Below are 14,759 nucleotides of genomic sequence, written 5' to 3' on the forward strand. Positions count from 1 at the left end.
GTTCACAGGGTTTGCTGGCGCTTCGCGCCAGATCGTTGGCAAGCCGAACTCCCACGCCCTTCGGGCAGAAGCAGTCGACCTCTGACGGGCTGCGGGTAGAAGTGATCGGCATCTGTTGCGCCGCCCGCTTTTGATTCTGGCCGAAGGCCGTGGGAGCCTGGCTTGCCAGCGATTTGCCGGGGACCGGCAATAAACCCGGCGGCAGTTAAGCATCAGGTACATCGCGGCGGCAGTGTTTGCTACCGCTTCGCGCCAGATCGCCTGCAAGCAGGGCTCCCACGGCCTGCCGCCAGAACGAGACGACGCCAGGGCCAAAGTCACTTCGATAAACATAGCCATCAAACTCCATAGCAAGAGACAATCGCCTTCGCCTTCCTGTCGCGGCGTGACACAGTTATGATGGTCCACGTTTTTTTGCCTATGACCTCGGAGAAATCTCATGAGTAGCGACCTTATCAAACACGTCAGCGACGCGAGCTTCGAAGCCGATGTCCTGAAGGCTAGCGGTCCTGTGCTGGTGGATTACTGGGCTGAATGGTGCGGCCCGTGCAAGATGATCGCCCCGGTTCTGGACGATATCGCCGGTACCTACGAAGGCAAGCTGACCATTGCCAAGCTGAACATCGACGAAAACCAGGAAACCCCGGCCAAGCATGGCGTGCGCGGTATTCCGACCCTGATGCTGTTCAAGGACGGTGAAGTGGCGGCGACCAAGGTCGGCGCTCTGTCCAAGTCTCAGCTGCAAGCGTTTCTCGACGCCAACATCTGATGGCGCAAAAGCCCCGCAAATAGCGGGGCTTTTTTCTGGCGTTGCACTAGACGCTTGGAAAATCCAGTGGTACATTCGGCCCCGCAACGGTTTCTCCGTTGCCCCCTGCTAGCCGTCGCCGACGCTCTCCTTTCGATTTGTACGCGATCCTGTCGCCTTCTCTGCGGCGCGGCCTCATTAAGCCAAAAGCTTAATTTCCCCCTCCATACATGATTACGTCATTCCTATATGAACCTGACTGAACTCAAGCAAAAGCCTATTACCGATCTGCTCGAAATGGCCGAACAGATGGGCATAGAAAATATGGCCCGTTCGCGCAAGCAGGATGTGATCTTCTCCCTGCTGAAAAAGCACGCTAAAAGCGGCGAGGAAATCTCGGGTGATGGCGTGCTGGAGATCCTCCAGGATGGCTTCGGCTTCCTCCGCTCTGCAGACGCCTCTTACCTCGCCGGCCCGGACGACATCTACGTCTCGCCGAGCCAGATCCGCCGCTTCAACCTTCGCACGGGCGACACCATTGTCGGCAAGATCCGTCCACCGAAGGAAGGCGAGCGTTACTTCGCACTGCTCAAGGTCGACACCATCAACTTCGACCGTCCAGAAAACGCGAAGAACAAAATTCTGTTCGAAAACCTGACGCCGCTGTTCCCCACCATCCGCATGAAGATGGAAGCCGGTAACGGCTCCACCGAAGACCTCACCGGCCGTGTCATCGACCTGTGTGCTCCGATCGGCAAAGGTCAACGTGGTCTGATCGTTGCGCCGCCGAAGGCGGGCAAGACCATCATGTTGCAGAACATCGCGTCGAACATCACTCGCAACAACCCTGAAGTCCATCTGATCGTTCTGTTGATCGATGAGCGTCCGGAAGAAGTAACCGAAATGCAGCGCACCGTGCGCGGCGAAGTGGTTGCCTCCACCTTCGATGAGCCACCCACCCGTCACGTGCAGGTCGCCGAAATGGTGATCGAGAAGGCCAAGCGCCTGGTCGAGCACAAGAAAGACGTGGTCATCCTGCTCGACTCCATTACCCGTCTGGCCCGCGCCTATAACACCGTCATCCCGAGCTCCGGCAAGGTATTGACCGGTGGTGTCGACGCCCACGCGCTGGAAAAACCAAAGCGCTTCTTCGGTGCGGCTCGTAACATCGAAGAAGGCGGCTCGCTGACCATCATCGCTACCGCGCTGGTTGAAACCGGCTCGAAGATGGACGAAGTGATCTACGAAGAATTCAAAGGCACCGGCAACATGGAACTGCCTCTGGATCGCAAGATCGCCGAAAAGCGCGTGTTCCCGGCCATCAACATCAACCGCTCCGGTACCCGCCGCGAAGAGTTGCTGACCGCCGACGACGAGCTGCAACGCATGTGGATTCTGCGCAAGCTGCTGCATCCGATGGATGAAGTTGCTGCCATCGAGTTCTTGATCGACAAGCTGAAACAGACCAAGACCAACGATGAGTTCTTCCTGTCGATGAAGCGCAAGTAACGCGCTGAACGGCTGTAGAAAAGTGGTGTCCCTTTGGGGCACCATTTTTTTGACTTTTTTTCGGCATACAACGCGGACAAGGAGCGTCATGCATACGTTTGGCAATCGTCGCGACATCGATGGGCTGCGGGCGCTGGCGGTTATTCCGGTGGTGCTGTACCACTTCGGGTTCGGCGCGTTCAGCGGTGGCTTCATCGGCGTCGATGTGTTCTTCGTCATTTCCGGCTTCCTCATCACCTCGATCATTCATCGAGAGATCAGCGCCGCACGCTTCAGCTTTGTCGATTTTTGGGCGCGCCGTGCCCGTCGCATCATTCCGGCACTGAGCGTCATGATGCTCGCCACGCTGCTGGTGGGCTGGCTGCTGATGCCGGCCAACGACTATTCGCAGCTGGGCCGGGCAGTGCGTTATCAGGCGATGTTCGTCTCCAACATCCTGTTCATGCGCCAGGACGGTTATTTCAACCCGGCCTCCGATTTCAAACCGTTGCTGCACACCTGGTCACTGTCGGTCGAGGAGCAGTACTACATCCTGTTCCCGTTGCTGATGGTGCTGTTGACCCGGTTTTTACGGCATTGGCGCTGGATGCTGTTCGGTCTGCTGCTGGTGTCATTTGCGCTGAACGTCTGGGTCATCAAGCGTGAACCCGATGCGGCGTTTTTCCTCTTGCCGATGCGCGCCTGGGAGCTATTGTGCGGGGCGATGCTCGCGGTGATACCTGCCTCTGCCCGCAAGCTGTCGCCCTGGGTGTATCAGGGTGCCGCGTTGGCCGGGCTTCTGGCGGTGCTGTACGCCATTTTCGGTTTCGACAAATACACGCCGTTCCCGGGCTGGGCGGCGTTGCTGCCGGTGTTGGGTGCGACAGCCATGATCTGGGCGGGCGGTCATGGCCAGACGCTGGTCGGGCGGCTGTTGAGCCTGCGGCTGATGGTCGGCGCGGGCCTGATTTCCTATTCGTGGTACCTCTGGCACTGGCCGGTATTCGTCTACGCCAACGCGGTGTCGGTCGATGGCATGCAGGCATTTGAGGCTGGCGGATGGGTCGCCTTCAGTCTGGTGCTGGCCTGGCTGAGCTGGCGCCTGGTTGAACTGCCTTTCCGGGAAAAACGTCTGCTGGCTGGGCGCAAGCCGGTGCTGTTCGCCGGGCTGGCGACGTTGCTCATTCTCGGCGCGGCCGGGCAGTTGGTTCGCGACGGCGATGGCGCACCGGGGCGGTTGTCGGGTCAGGCCCGGCAATATGCCGAGGCGCGGCATTGGCAGCGTGGACAGATGGAATGCCTGCAGCAGCGCGACAGTAAGGATCTGACCCGAGTCTGCCGCTTTGGCGGTGATCAGCAGACGCCGCCTGTGCAACTGGTCTGGGGTGACAGTCATGCCGCGGCGCTGCTTCCGGCAATTGAGGCGGATGCCGCCCGCTATGACGTTCCGGTATGGCTGGCGAGCCTGTCTGGTTGCTTGCCGATTCTGGGGCATGAAACCCGTCAGCAGTGTCAGGATTTCAATCAAGCCACCCTCCAGTCCATTCGCACGCACAAGATTCGTGACGTGGTGCTGGCAGCACGCTGGAGCCTGTACCTGTACGGCGAAGAGGACGGCGACAGGCAGCATGTCCTGTATCGCAACGACAGCCGCCCGGTGGCCGAGCAGGAAGTGGCCAAGGACCTGAGCGCAATGGTGCACAGCCTGCGTGAAACGGGTGCGCGGGTCTGGATCTTCAAGGAGGTGCCGCTGCAGCGCCAGGGCACCGTTGCGCGTCTGGCCAGCCTGGCGATGGTGGGACGATCGGCCGAACGACTGGGTCGGCCTATCGCCGAACATCTGGACCGTCAGCGGTTTCTCGATTCATTGTTCAGCCAGCTAAGCCAGCAAGATCCGCAGGTCCGCATTCTCGATCCCACCCCGCTGATGTGCCCGGGCGGCATCTGCCGGGCCGAATTCGACGGCCATTCCCAGTACATGGATGAAAATCATCTGTCGGACACCGGTGGCGAGCGCATGCAGCCTTTGCTGGCGCCAGTCTTCCTCAGTGAAAGCACCGCTCGAGGCGGATGATTACGCCTGCGGCTGCTGCTGTCGGCGGCCAGAGCAGGTAGGATGTGCATCTATTTGTTAAGTGGCCGGGTTAATGAAATTCAAGGATCTACGGGATTTCGTGCAGCAGCTTGAGCAGCGCGGAGAGTTGAAACGCATCCAGGTACCCGTCTCCCCAGTGCTGGAGATGACTGAAGTCTGCGACCGGACCCTTCGCAACAAGGGGCCGGCACTGCTGTTCGAGAACCCGACCGGCTACGACATCCCGGTGCTCGGTAACCTGTTCGGCACGCCTGAGCGGGTGGCCATGGGCATGGGCGCCGAGTCCACCAGTGAGCTGCGCGAGATTGGCAAACTGCTGGCGTTTCTCAAGGAGCCCGAGCCACCGAAGGGCCTCAAAGACGCCTGGTCGAAGCTGCCGATCTTCAGGAAAGTCATCGCGATGGCGCCGAAAGTCGTCAAGGACGCGCCTTGCCAGGAAGTGGTCATTGAGGGCGACGACGTCGATCTTGGCATGCTGCCAGTGCAGACCTGCTGGCCGGGCGATGTCGGTCCGCTGATCACCTGGGGCCTGACGGTTACCAAAGGGCCGAACAAAGAACGCCAGAACCTGGGTATCTACAGGCAACAGGTGATTGGCCGCAATAAAGTCATCATGCGCTGGCTGAGCCATCGCGGCGGCGCGCTGGACTTCAAGGAGTGGTGCGCCAGGCATCCTGGGCAGCCTTTCCCTGTTTCGGTGGCCCTGGGCGCTGATCCGGCGACCATCCTCGGCGCCGTCACACCGGTGCCTGACAGCCTCTCTGAATATGCTTTCGCCGGACTGTTGCGCGGCAATCGCACCGAGCTGATCAAGTGCCGGGGCAATGATCTGCAAGTGCCGGCCAGCGCGGAGATTGTGCTGGAGGGCGTGATTCACCCCGGTGAAATGGCCGACGAAGGTCCGTACGGCGACCACACCGGCTACTACAACGAGGTCGACAGCTTCCCGGTGTTCACCGTGGAGCGCATCACCCATCGCATCAAGCCGATCTATCACAGCACCTACACCGGCCGTCCACCGGATGAGCCGGCGATCCTCGGCGTGGCACTGAACGAGGTGTTCGTGCCGATCCTGCAGAAGCAGTTTCCCGAGATCACCGATTTCTACCTGCCGCCGGAAGGTTGTTCGTACCGCATGGCTATCGTGACCATGAAGAAGCAGTACCCGGGCCATGCCAAGCGCGTGATGCTCGGTGTCTGGTCGTTTTTGCGACAGTTCATGTACACCAAATTCGTTATCGTTACCGATGACGACATTAACGCCCGGGACTGGAACGACGTGATCTGGGCGATCACCACGCGCATGGACCCCAAACGCGATACGGTGATGATCGACAACACGCCGATCGACTACCTCGACTTCGCCTCGCCGGTTTCCGGCCTGGGGTCGAAGATGGGACTAGATGCCACGCATAAATGGCCGGGCGAGACTACCCGTGAATGGGGAAGGGTCATCGTCAAGGACGAAGCCGTCACTCGCCGGATCGACGATATCTGGAATCAGCTGGGAATAGATTGATGCGCGTAACCTTGCAGCCTTCCGGTGCAGTACTTGAGACATTGCCGGGCGAGCGGATCCTCGACGCCGCCCAACGACTGGGCTACGAATGCCCTCAGAGCTGTCGCAACGGCAACTGCCACATCTGCTCGGCGCTGCTGGTTGAGGGCAGTGTCGCGCAGTCCGGTGAGCTGCTGGGGCACGGCGAAATCTACACGTGCCTGGCCGTACCGCAGCAAGATTGCGTCGTGTTGTGGGACAGCGTGTTGCCCCTGGGCGAGTTGCCAGTGCGCAGCTTCGCCTGTCAGGTGACCGAGTGCGTTGAGGTCGGCGGCGATGTCTGGCGGGTGATGCTGCGCGCGCCTGCCGGCAAACCGCCGCGATATCATGCCGGCCAGTACCTGATGATCGCCCGCGATGACGGTGAGAAGTCGGCCTTTTCCATGGCCTCGGCGCCCGAGAGTGGCCGCGACCTGGAATTCCATGTGCTGGCGCGCGAGGCCAGTGCGCAGAATCTGATCAAACAGCTGCAGCGTGACGGCATGGCCCGGGTCGAATTGCCATTTGGCGATACCCATCTGGGCGAGCTTCCCGATGGTCCGTTGGTGCTGATCGCTGCAGGTACGGGCATGGGGCAGATGCACAGCCTTATCGAGCACTGTCGCTCCAAGGGCTTTCCGTATCCAGTGCACGTGTACTGGGGTGTGCGCCGGCCGGAGGACTTCTATGAGCTCAAGCATTGGGACGAGTGGAAAGCCTTGCCCAACCTGCACCTGCACAAGATCGTCAGCGACCTGTGCGGATGGGAAGGGCGCTGCGGCATGTTGCATGAGGCCGTTTGCGAGGACTTCGCCGACCTGAAGTCGATTGAGGTCTATGCCAGTGGGTCGCCCGCGATGGTCTATTCCACGCTTGATGCGTTGGTAATGGCGGGTATGGATGCCCGGCAGATGCGCGCCGATGTGTTTGCCTATGCGCCTCGTTCCTGAGGCGCGGGACTAGAACCTGAGCCCCACGTTCGCCATCGCGGCGGACGCTCCCAGCAGCACCACCTCTACGCTCACAGCGCCCAGCCTGACCCCCACGCCCGGAATGAACGCGGGCGCGACGCCAAAGTGGTTGAGAGGGATCTTGTTGCGGTACTGGCCTTTGTATCCGTAAAGCAGCCCGCCGCTGAGCTTGGCGTATACCGGGTAGTCGGCACTTTCAAATCGCTTGCCTGCATAGGCGTAGACCGACTGTTGATCAAACGAATTGCGAAAGGTGGCGGCACCGTAGAGCCAGCCTGACGCTTCGTTGCGCTCCAGTCCCAGCAGGTTTTGCCGATTGTTGTGTTCCGGGGATGAAGAAAAGTGCCGGGTATAGGCGCTGGTCTGCACCTGCCAGAAGGCGTCTTGCTCGTTGCTCTGGGCAGGCCGGGCAATGCAGGCGAGGGCGGCACAGAATGCCACGGTGATAACTGTTCGAAATGTGCTCACTTTGCGTTCTCATCTGCTGATCTGCGCACAACTGGCGGCAGCCGGCGGACTTATACGTAATAGACCCTCTCCTCATAAAGTTGAAGATTCCTCAGTTATTGTAGGAAAACGCCTATTTCTCCAGCCGACAAATGGTCGCTGCCCTGCACACCGCACTCTGCCGGGCGGCGCGGCCGATGGAGTGCTAATTGCATCGGATAAATCAGCAATGCGGGTTTCCTGGCGTGACGGATGCCGTCATGGTGGAGTCTGATAGCCATGAGGTTGTGAGCGACATCTGCAAGCGTTCATCACCGGTTTCAAATGTTCTCAGCGTTGCGCTGGCCTGAATCGGGTCAGAAGGAAGTCAGATGGGTAATCAAATCAACAATTTGGTGGTGGCCGTACACGACGGCCTGGGCCTGACTTATCCGCCAGTCATCGATTTGGGGCCCAAGCTTACCCGCGAGCAACTTCTTGCTTCCATGCACGCCACCCTCTCTCGTCACGAGGGTGGGCCGGTCTGGCTGTTTGCATACGGTTCATTGATATGGCGCCCGGAGTGCTCCGCAGTGGAGCGTCAGCGTGGCAGGGTGCATGGTTATCACCGCGGCTTGTACCTGTGGTCCCACGAGCATCGCGGCACGCCGGAGCAACCGGGGCTGGTGTTCGGTCTGGACCGGGGAGGCTCATGCAGTGGCTTCGCCTATCGCCTGCCTGAGGAGAACATCGAAGAGTCGTTGCTGGCCCTGTGGCAGCGAGAAATGCCGTACCCGTCTTATCGCCCGCACTGGCTTAATTGCCGACTTGAGGACGGGACCAAAGTGCAAGCGCTGGGTTTTGTGCTGGAACGCCATCTGCCCAGCTATGCCGGCAATCTGCCTGACAGCGTGCTGACCCAGGTACTTGCCAGCGCCAGCGGCCGCTACGGCACCACGCGCGAATATGTCGAACAGACCATCCACGCCCTGCGCAACCACGCCATGCCGGATCTGAGCCTGGAGGAGCGGTTCAAACGGTGCAGGCCGATATTGCTCGCGGTATGAAGAGTCTTACCTGCCTTTGATTGCGGATGCAGGCCGTGAGGGCACAGCTTGCTGCGCTGCGCCCCTGGGGGAGAAACAGGATGGCGAGTCAATCGCCACCGCCGGGTCATCGGATAATGCTTATGCAACCGCCTCGCGGGACTGACTGGCGACCTGCGTGTGCCGCAACGTCGGTGCCAAAAACACGATCGAGAGCACGCACGCTGCAACCAGAATCACGAAACCGCCATCCCAGCCAAAATGGTCCACGGTGTAGCCCATCAGCGCACTGGCCGCGACCGAGCCGCCCAGATAACCGAACAGGCCAGTAAAGCCCGCCGCAGTCCCTGCCGCTTTCTTGGGCGCCAGTTCGAGCGCCTGCAGACCCACCAGCATCACCGGGCCGTAAATCAGGAAGCCGATGGAGATCAGCGCGATCATGTCCACCGTCGGGTTGCCCGGCGGGTTGAGCCAGTACACCAGCGTCGCCACGGTGACCAGCGCCATGAACACGATCCCGGTCAGGCCACGGTTGCCGCGGAAAATCTTGTCCGACATCCAGCCGCACAACAGGGTGCCGGGAATGCCCGCCCACTCATAGAAGAAATACGCCCATGAGGTGGTGTCCACAGTGAAGTGCTTGGCTTCTTTCAGGTAGGTCGGCGCCCAATCCAGCACGCCATAACGCAGCAGGTAAACGAAGACGTTCGCCAATGCGATGTACCAGAGCATCTTGTTGCGCAGCACGTATTTGACGAAGATTTCCTTGGCGCTGAATTCTTCTTCGTGGCTTGCGTCGTAGCCTTCCGGATAGTCGTTCTTGTACTCCTCAACCGGTGGCAGGCCGACCGACTGCGGCGTATCGCGCATCATGATGAAGGCGAACAAGGCAACGAACAGAGCGACTGCGGCAGGCACATAAAAAGCCGCATGCCAGTCGTTGGTCCAGCCAAGCCCCAGCAGGAACAACGGACCGATCAGACCGCCGCCGACGTTATGCGCCACGTTCCATACCGACACCACGCCGCCACGTTCCTTCTGCGACCACCAATGCACCATCGTCCGCCCGCTCGGCGGCCAGCCCATGCCCTGCGCCCAGCCGTTGATGAACAGCAGGATAAACATGATGGTGACGCTGGACGTCGCCCAGGGCGCGAAACCGAACACGAACATGGTCGCCGCCGACACCAGCAAGCCAAACGGAAGGAAATAACGCGGATTGGAGCGATCTGAAACCAGCCCCATGAGGAACTTCGAAAGGCCATAGGCAATGGCGATCGCCGAGATCGCCACACCCAACTCACCACGTGTGTAGCCCTGGTCGATCAGGTAAGGCATGGCCAGCGAGAAGTTCTTGCGCAGCAGGTAGTACCCCGCGTAGCCAAAGAAAATACCGGCAAATATCTGCCAGCGCAGGCGGCGGTAGGTGCTATCGACGCGCTCTGCAGGCAGCGGGGCCTGGTGCGCGGCAGGACGGAAAAAGGCAAACATCGAACACTCCACAGTTTTTATATTCTTATGCGAATCCGAATATTACATTTTCGTTACAGAAAATAGGAAGGGTTCTCACCAGCAAATCTATAGGTTTTGTTCGTTTTGCGGTGTTGGATTACGAACATGGCTTGAATGTGTATCTCGATGTTCGATCTTTAGGATCGGTCCTACCTGTTAACAGGAATTGGTCACCTTACGGCCGCGGGTATCAGGTCGTAGCATCGCCCCCTTCCAAGCTGTGGCGTTCGGTGCCGAGGGTGTTTGTGAGGATCTACGCGTTTATCTTCCTGCTGTTGTTATCGCTGCACGGCTGGGCCAGCGAATACAGGCTGGCACCCATCTTCACGCCAGCGCCTGAATATCCGCCGGCGCTCGTCGAGGCGCGGTACACGGGCAAGGTTCGTGTGCATCTCACTATCGGGCCATCGGGCAGTGTCCAGAGCGCCAATGTGCGTGAAAGCAGCCACCCCGATCTCTTGATCGCGGTTCAGCGCGCGGTCGTGCAATGGCGCTTCAGGCCTTGGGACGATCAGCCAGACGGACCCGCAAAAATCGAGTTCCCGTTGCTGATTCTGTTTGGTGCTCAGGGTATCGAGCCTTTTTCCAGCGAACTCTCCCTGGGACTGAACAACGCTCTCTGCGCTTATCTCAACTACGAGGTGCGTATGAGCAAACGTGACTTTCCCAAAGCGCCGTTAAGTAAAGTCGATCTGTTCTGGTACACAGCCGAGTTTCTAGAAAGCGATTACGCCGCGCTGCGAGTGCCGGACGAAAACCAGCGCAAGGCTTTGCTGACACTGCTCGAAAGGTCGGTCCCGCAGGTCGTCTCCAGCTGCAAAAGCAAGCCGGACAGCAGATACGCCGCGCACTTGCCCAGCGAAATAGGTGGGTTGTTGGTGGATGTGAAGCGGAATCGGACATCGATCAATAGTTACAGCTGGAGCCCAACTTGGTGGGCTGGTGCTGCTTGGCAGCAAGTACGGCTAATCGAAACTACAGAAGGGATTCGCGAGTGAGAAAGTGGATGTTGTGCGCCGCAATTATTTCAGCCGGGCCGGCCCAGGCCGAGGGGCCGCCGATGGCGTTCGAGTTCCAGACGGCACCCAAATACCCGCTCACGCTTTACGAAAGAGGCGTCTCGGGCTCGGTTTTGATCGAGCTCAATGGCCATAAGGACGGTTCCATCACGGATGTGAAAGTGGTCGACAGCTCACATCCAAAGTTTGCCAGGAGCGCCGAACGAGCAGTTCCCCAATGGCGCCTGAAACCCTGGAAAGTCAGCGCCGAAGCGCCGGAGACCATCGCGTTCCGGGAGGAGATATATTTCACCCATACGCGAGAATGGGGGGGTGCTCAGGGATGGATGCGCAACCAGATTCGCTTGTTGAGCTGCCGCACATTCAACGAAGCTGTTGCGAATTTCCGCACCCAGTCGCCCGACCGGGATCTGTCCGATATGCATGTATTCAGACACACCTTCAGGTTGCTTGCCCGTTCTGCCACGCGTCAGAAAATGTCGGACGACGAACGAGCAGAGTTGGGAGACAGGTTCGTGAGCAGGGTTCCGGCGATTCTTGCCTTGTGTGAGGGCCAACCGCAGCTGCGTTTCAAAGAGGCGTTGCCCAAAGACATTCGAGCGCGGTTGTAGGCGTTCGGCATTCGTGTCCGAAGCTGTGTAGGGGTGGAAAACGCAGACTTTCCGTCTGCGTTCCTCCTGTTGCGTCAATCGACGCATTGCCGGTTACGGAGCGGCGCGCACGGCCACCTCTCGCGCGTTCAGATATGGGCTGATCGCTAAAGCGTATCGATCCACCGCAGCATCAATACCGTGTTTAAGGACCAGCGTCGCGCGGTCAATTTCCGCCATCGCTTCCGGCCCTGGCATGAAGAAAATCGTTTGAGCTGAACGCATATCTGTCGACACGCTGGTCAACGAAGTTTCCGCTCCAACAGGTGCTTGTTGGGTTGGTGTAGTGTTAGCGGCCGCAGCCAGCTCCAATACTAGACGTGCTTCCTGCACAGCAGCTTCTCGCGCTTTTTGTTGGGCAAGTGCTGCAGCTGCTGCTTGGGCTTGTTGCTCGGCAAGTTGGCGGGCCGCTAACCGGGCAGCCTCTTCGGCCTGACGTTGCTCCAGTTGGCGGGCGGCTTCTTCAGCTACGTGTTGAGCGTGCAAACGCGCTGCCTCTTCAGCCTGACGTTGGGCGAGCTGCCGAGCTGCTTCCTCTGCTTGGCGTTGGGCCAGCTGACGCGCGGCCGCCTCGGCCTGGCGTTGAGCTTGCAGGCGAGCTGCCTCATGCATCCGGGTTATCACTGCGAGGAGCTGGTGGACGAAGTTATCCAAATACCAAGCACATTCAGAAGCGATAAAATGATTTATCACCTCCGTTAGCTCCGGCGACACTCCGACTGAAGGCCCCAAACCATTGAATTCCTGCGGTGCCATATGTGTATCATTAGATTCATAGCCTGGCGGCAGCGTCGCCAGTTTTACAGACCTCAGCCACCAGGCAACGTCTTTATACCTTGTGGCGATCTGAACCTCTGACATACCTGCGGTTGAACCCAAGTGTGTCGCTATCTCTAGCCTAACTCGCTGAGGCAATTGGTTGAATAGGGTTGTATAGTTGGTCATTTGAAAATATCTCAATATTGGTTCTTGGTAACTTGATCACATTATTTTTCAGATTTGAAACCAGGCTTTCCATTTTCGACACGCCATTCCTTGATTGTTTTGACGATGCCTGCCGGTGAATTATCGGCCAATGGCTTTGGATAATAAATTAAGTCGGATCCATCAGGATGTTCGCACAATCTCTCGAATTCTAAAATGGCATTGGTGTGCTGCCGCTCAGTCATATGTTCGGCCGAGCAGATTTCTTTGACCAGTTTAAGGAAATCTTCTTCTGTGATTTGTTGGATAACCAAGTCGCTCATTGAGATTTCTCCTGTTGACGTAGTATTTTGTGGATGCTGTCATGGTTTGCTGGCGTACTGAAAACCAGATTATCGATTCCATAGACATTACCTCCGTTGGAAATCGGATCTTTGTGATGTATTTCATACCGAATTCGACCGCCTTTGCGCTCCCCTCTTGGAGCGATAGGAGACTTGCCGCTCCGGATAAGCGCTATGTTCATTTCATCCATATGTTGAGTGATTTCTGGGAGTTTTGAAATTTCCCTCCAGATCGCTTTTTTCAAGCTTCGAAATTCTGAATACTCTCTACCACGGAGTGCATCCGCAACCGCGGAAGGTATCTGTGATCCCATGCCTTGGGCGGCCGCCCGTTCCCAGTTTGGATCGATATCGCCACCATTGCCACTCACTACCCCAGGTAAATACCTTGGGCTTTTGAACATGACATAGACGGGGGGTAGACCCGAATCTGCCGGAAAGACCAGGATGTAATCTTCAATGTCTTCCAAGTCGTAAGTCGGGCAATCCCCCAACTGGTCGGTGACCGGCGAAACGACCTTGCCCGGATCTTTCGCAAGCGCGGGCGCTTCACTCGGTGTCAAGGTTGAGCTGCTTTGCGGGGCAACTGCTGGTGTCCAGACAAGGGACGGCGCAGTACCATCGTCGCGAACGAACTCGTACCGTTTGGTGCTTGGGTTATAGGTAAACGACCTGACTCGGACCTTCGTGCCAGTGACTACACCGTCTGGAACGGTCCATGCTGTCTTGAAATCATCATCCGTTTCTTGGAGTTGCAACCGATGCGTAACGTTGACGTTTCCTTTGCGGCTAGCAATGAAGTCGAGGTCTATGTCAGTGGCCACGCCTATCTCTGAAGCGGGGGTGGCGAGGATCGAGGGAGGCAATTCGCCGTTGGCCAATTCCGTTGGGTACAGCAAGACGAGGTGTGGTAGCGCTCTGCCCAAGGCTCTGGCTGCTTGTTGGGTGAATATCTTTTCGGCGATGGATTTGGCTATATCCTTCGCGGTGGGTGCGTTCTGTGGGTAAGTATTTGGTCCCGCCACCACTTGCCACAGTCGGCTTATTTCGGACGCCTGTTTTATCGAGAGTCTCTCGTGCTCAACAGAGCTGTGTTGCAGCGCCCAGCTCTCTTCGGCATAGGCTTTAGAAAGAGACTCGGACCTCTCAAAAAGGAGTCGTTCTGAATCAACATGTACTATTATTTCCAGCGCATCGGCGTAGGCGGTCGCCCACGCTTGATGGATGCGATGGGCTTGTTCTGCGGTAGTACTGCGAGATAGCAAAATGGCTCTGTACTGTTCGCCATCGATACTTAGCGGGTCGGCCCCGGTAAATGAATAAGCATTTTTTATGTTCTGCTCACGTAAGCCAGACTTGTGGGCAATCAAGTAATTGATCCGGGCTTTCTGCTGCAGAATCTCGTCCAGCAGTTGCTGTCCCGTGCTTGAGGGGCTGGGAGCTACAGATTCAATCTCTGATTGCAGACGCTTGGCCAAAGCCGCTTTTACGTCGGAATGACTCCGGTCGAGACTGGCTTTTGTCGCTGGCTGAGCTTTCGAAAGGGATTCCACAGTTTGGTTGTGAGCAAGCTGGACGCGCTCACGCTCTGCTTGCGCTTCGGCCGCAGCTCGGGCCTGGGTTTCTGCGTGAGTTCGGGCCTGTTCTTCACCTTGCGCCTTGGCATGCGCTTCAGCGGCGGCGCGTGCTTGTGCATCACGTTGGGCTTGCGCAGCCTGTGCTGCTTGAGCCGCTGCCTGAGCTTGGGCGTGGATGTTGGCTTCTGCTTGCTGTCGGGCTTCTTGTTCCCGTCGACGCTTATCGGCTAGGCGTAAGCGTCTTCGTTTAGAGCCAGAGAGGGTGCCCGGGCGCCCCCCTTCGCCACGCCCGCCTCCAGAACCACCAAGCCCAATGGTCCACCCATCCTTCGAACCCGGTACCCTGCCAGGGGATCCATAGGGGTCACGTTCTTTTTGACCCTCCCTGACATGAATATTTTTCTCGTCATTATCGCTCATAC

The 14,759-nt window shown here is 58.1% G+C and carries 13 protein-coding genes; 8 read left to right on the top strand and 5 right to left on the bottom strand.

All coding sequences use genetic code 11. The features are described from left to right. The first annotated feature begins 439 nt into the window (after positions 1-439). The 5 genes from trxA to ACI2KS_RS18110 all read left to right on the top strand — a co-directional run bounded on the left by trxA (position 440) and on the right by ACI2KS_RS18110 (position 6,818). Entirely contained in the window at positions 440-769 is a 330-nt protein-coding gene (gene trxA, locus ACI2KS_RS18090) for a thioredoxin TrxA (protein ID WP_081564805.1), read from the top strand. A gap of 228 nt (positions 770-997) precedes the next feature. Beyond that, a complete protein-coding gene (rho, locus tag ACI2KS_RS18095) occupies positions 998-2,257 on the top strand; it encodes a transcription termination factor Rho (protein ID WP_037016529.1) in 1,260 nt (419 codons plus the stop codon). An 88-nt stretch (positions 2,258-2,345) separates the two neighbouring features. Then, positions 2,346-4,310, top strand: a complete 1,965-nt coding sequence (locus ACI2KS_RS18100; protein ID WP_404622349.1) for an acyltransferase family protein — start codon at positions 2,346-2,348, stop codon at positions 4,308-4,310. A gap of 73 nt (positions 4,311-4,383) precedes the next feature. Beyond that, positions 4,384-5,850: a 4-hydroxy-3-polyprenylbenzoate decarboxylase gene (ubiD, locus tag ACI2KS_RS18105; RefSeq protein ID WP_404622350.1), complete on the top strand. Its 1,467-nt coding sequence runs from the start codon at positions 4,384-4,386 to the stop codon at positions 5,848-5,850. Continuing rightward, the gene (locus tag ACI2KS_RS18110; RefSeq protein ID WP_404622351.1) at positions 5,850-6,818 is read left to right on the top strand and encodes a CDP-6-deoxy-delta-3,4-glucoseen reductase; all 969 of its coding nucleotides are present in this window, start codon (positions 5,850-5,852) and stop codon (positions 6,816-6,818) included. Before ubiD ends, ACI2KS_RS18110 begins: the two co-directional genes overlap by 1 nt. Before the next feature lie 9 nt (positions 6,819-6,827). Here the strand turns inward: ACI2KS_RS18110 and ACI2KS_RS18115 are convergent, their stop codons facing one another. After that, positions 6,828-7,253, bottom strand: a complete 426-nt coding sequence (locus tag ACI2KS_RS18115) for a sn-glycerol-3-phosphate transporter (RefSeq protein ID WP_404622510.1) — start codon at positions 7,251-7,253, stop codon at positions 6,828-6,830. A gap of 404 nt (positions 7,254-7,657) precedes the next feature. Here ACI2KS_RS18115 and ACI2KS_RS18120 point away from each other — a divergent pair, with 404 nt between their 5' ends. After that, positions 7,658-8,332 (top strand): gamma-glutamylcyclotransferase, encoded by a 675-nt coding sequence (locus ACI2KS_RS18120; RefSeq protein ID WP_404622352.1) that lies wholly within the window; start codon positions 7,658-7,660, stop codon positions 8,330-8,332. A 120-nt stretch (positions 8,333-8,452) separates the two neighbouring features. On the opposite strand, the gene glpT is transcribed toward ACI2KS_RS18120, so the two are convergent. Further along, complete coding sequence (gene glpT / locus ACI2KS_RS18125; RefSeq protein ID WP_404622353.1) at positions 8,453-9,802, bottom strand: glycerol-3-phosphate transporter; 1,350 nt, start codon at positions 9,800-9,802, stop codon at positions 8,453-8,455. A gap of 260 nt (positions 9,803-10,062) precedes the next feature. Between glpT and ACI2KS_RS18130 the strand changes: the two genes are divergently transcribed. Both ACI2KS_RS18130 and ACI2KS_RS18135 read left to right on the top strand, forming a co-directional pair. Further along, entirely contained in the window at positions 10,063-10,821 is a 759-nt protein-coding gene (locus ACI2KS_RS18130; RefSeq protein WP_404622354.1) for a TonB family protein, read from the top strand. Beyond that, positions 10,818-11,453, top strand: coding sequence for an energy transducer TonB (locus tag ACI2KS_RS18135; RefSeq protein WP_404622355.1), 636 nt, complete (start codon positions 10,818-10,820; stop codon positions 11,451-11,453). Before ACI2KS_RS18130 ends, ACI2KS_RS18135 begins: the two co-directional genes overlap by 4 nt. A 93-nt stretch (positions 11,454-11,546) precedes the next feature. Here the strand turns inward: ACI2KS_RS18135 and ACI2KS_RS18140 are convergent, their stop codons facing one another. From ACI2KS_RS18140 to ACI2KS_RS18150, 3 genes are read right to left on the bottom strand one after another with little or no spacing between them, the layout of a single operon-like run. Further along, entirely contained in the window at positions 11,547-12,437 is an 891-nt protein-coding gene (locus tag ACI2KS_RS18140) for a hypothetical protein (RefSeq protein WP_404622356.1), read from the bottom strand. 41 nt (positions 12,438-12,478) lie between these two features. Continuing rightward, on the bottom strand, positions 12,479-12,739 hold the full coding sequence (locus tag ACI2KS_RS18145) for a bacteriocin immunity protein (protein ID WP_404622357.1): 261 nt from the start codon (positions 12,737-12,739) through the stop codon (positions 12,479-12,481). Beyond that, positions 12,736-14,757: an S-type pyocin domain-containing protein gene (locus tag ACI2KS_RS18150; protein ID WP_404622358.1), complete on the bottom strand. Its 2,022-nt coding sequence runs from the start codon at positions 14,755-14,757 to the stop codon at positions 12,736-12,738. The genes ACI2KS_RS18145 and ACI2KS_RS18150 overlap by 4 nt, the downstream gene beginning before the upstream one ends. Positions 14,758-14,759: the final 2 nt, after the last annotated feature.

It is taken from the genome of Pseudomonas sp. NPDC087358 (genome assembly GCF_044900785.1).
Lineage (GTDB): Bacteria > Pseudomonadota > Gammaproteobacteria > Pseudomonadales > Pseudomonadaceae > Aquipseudomonas.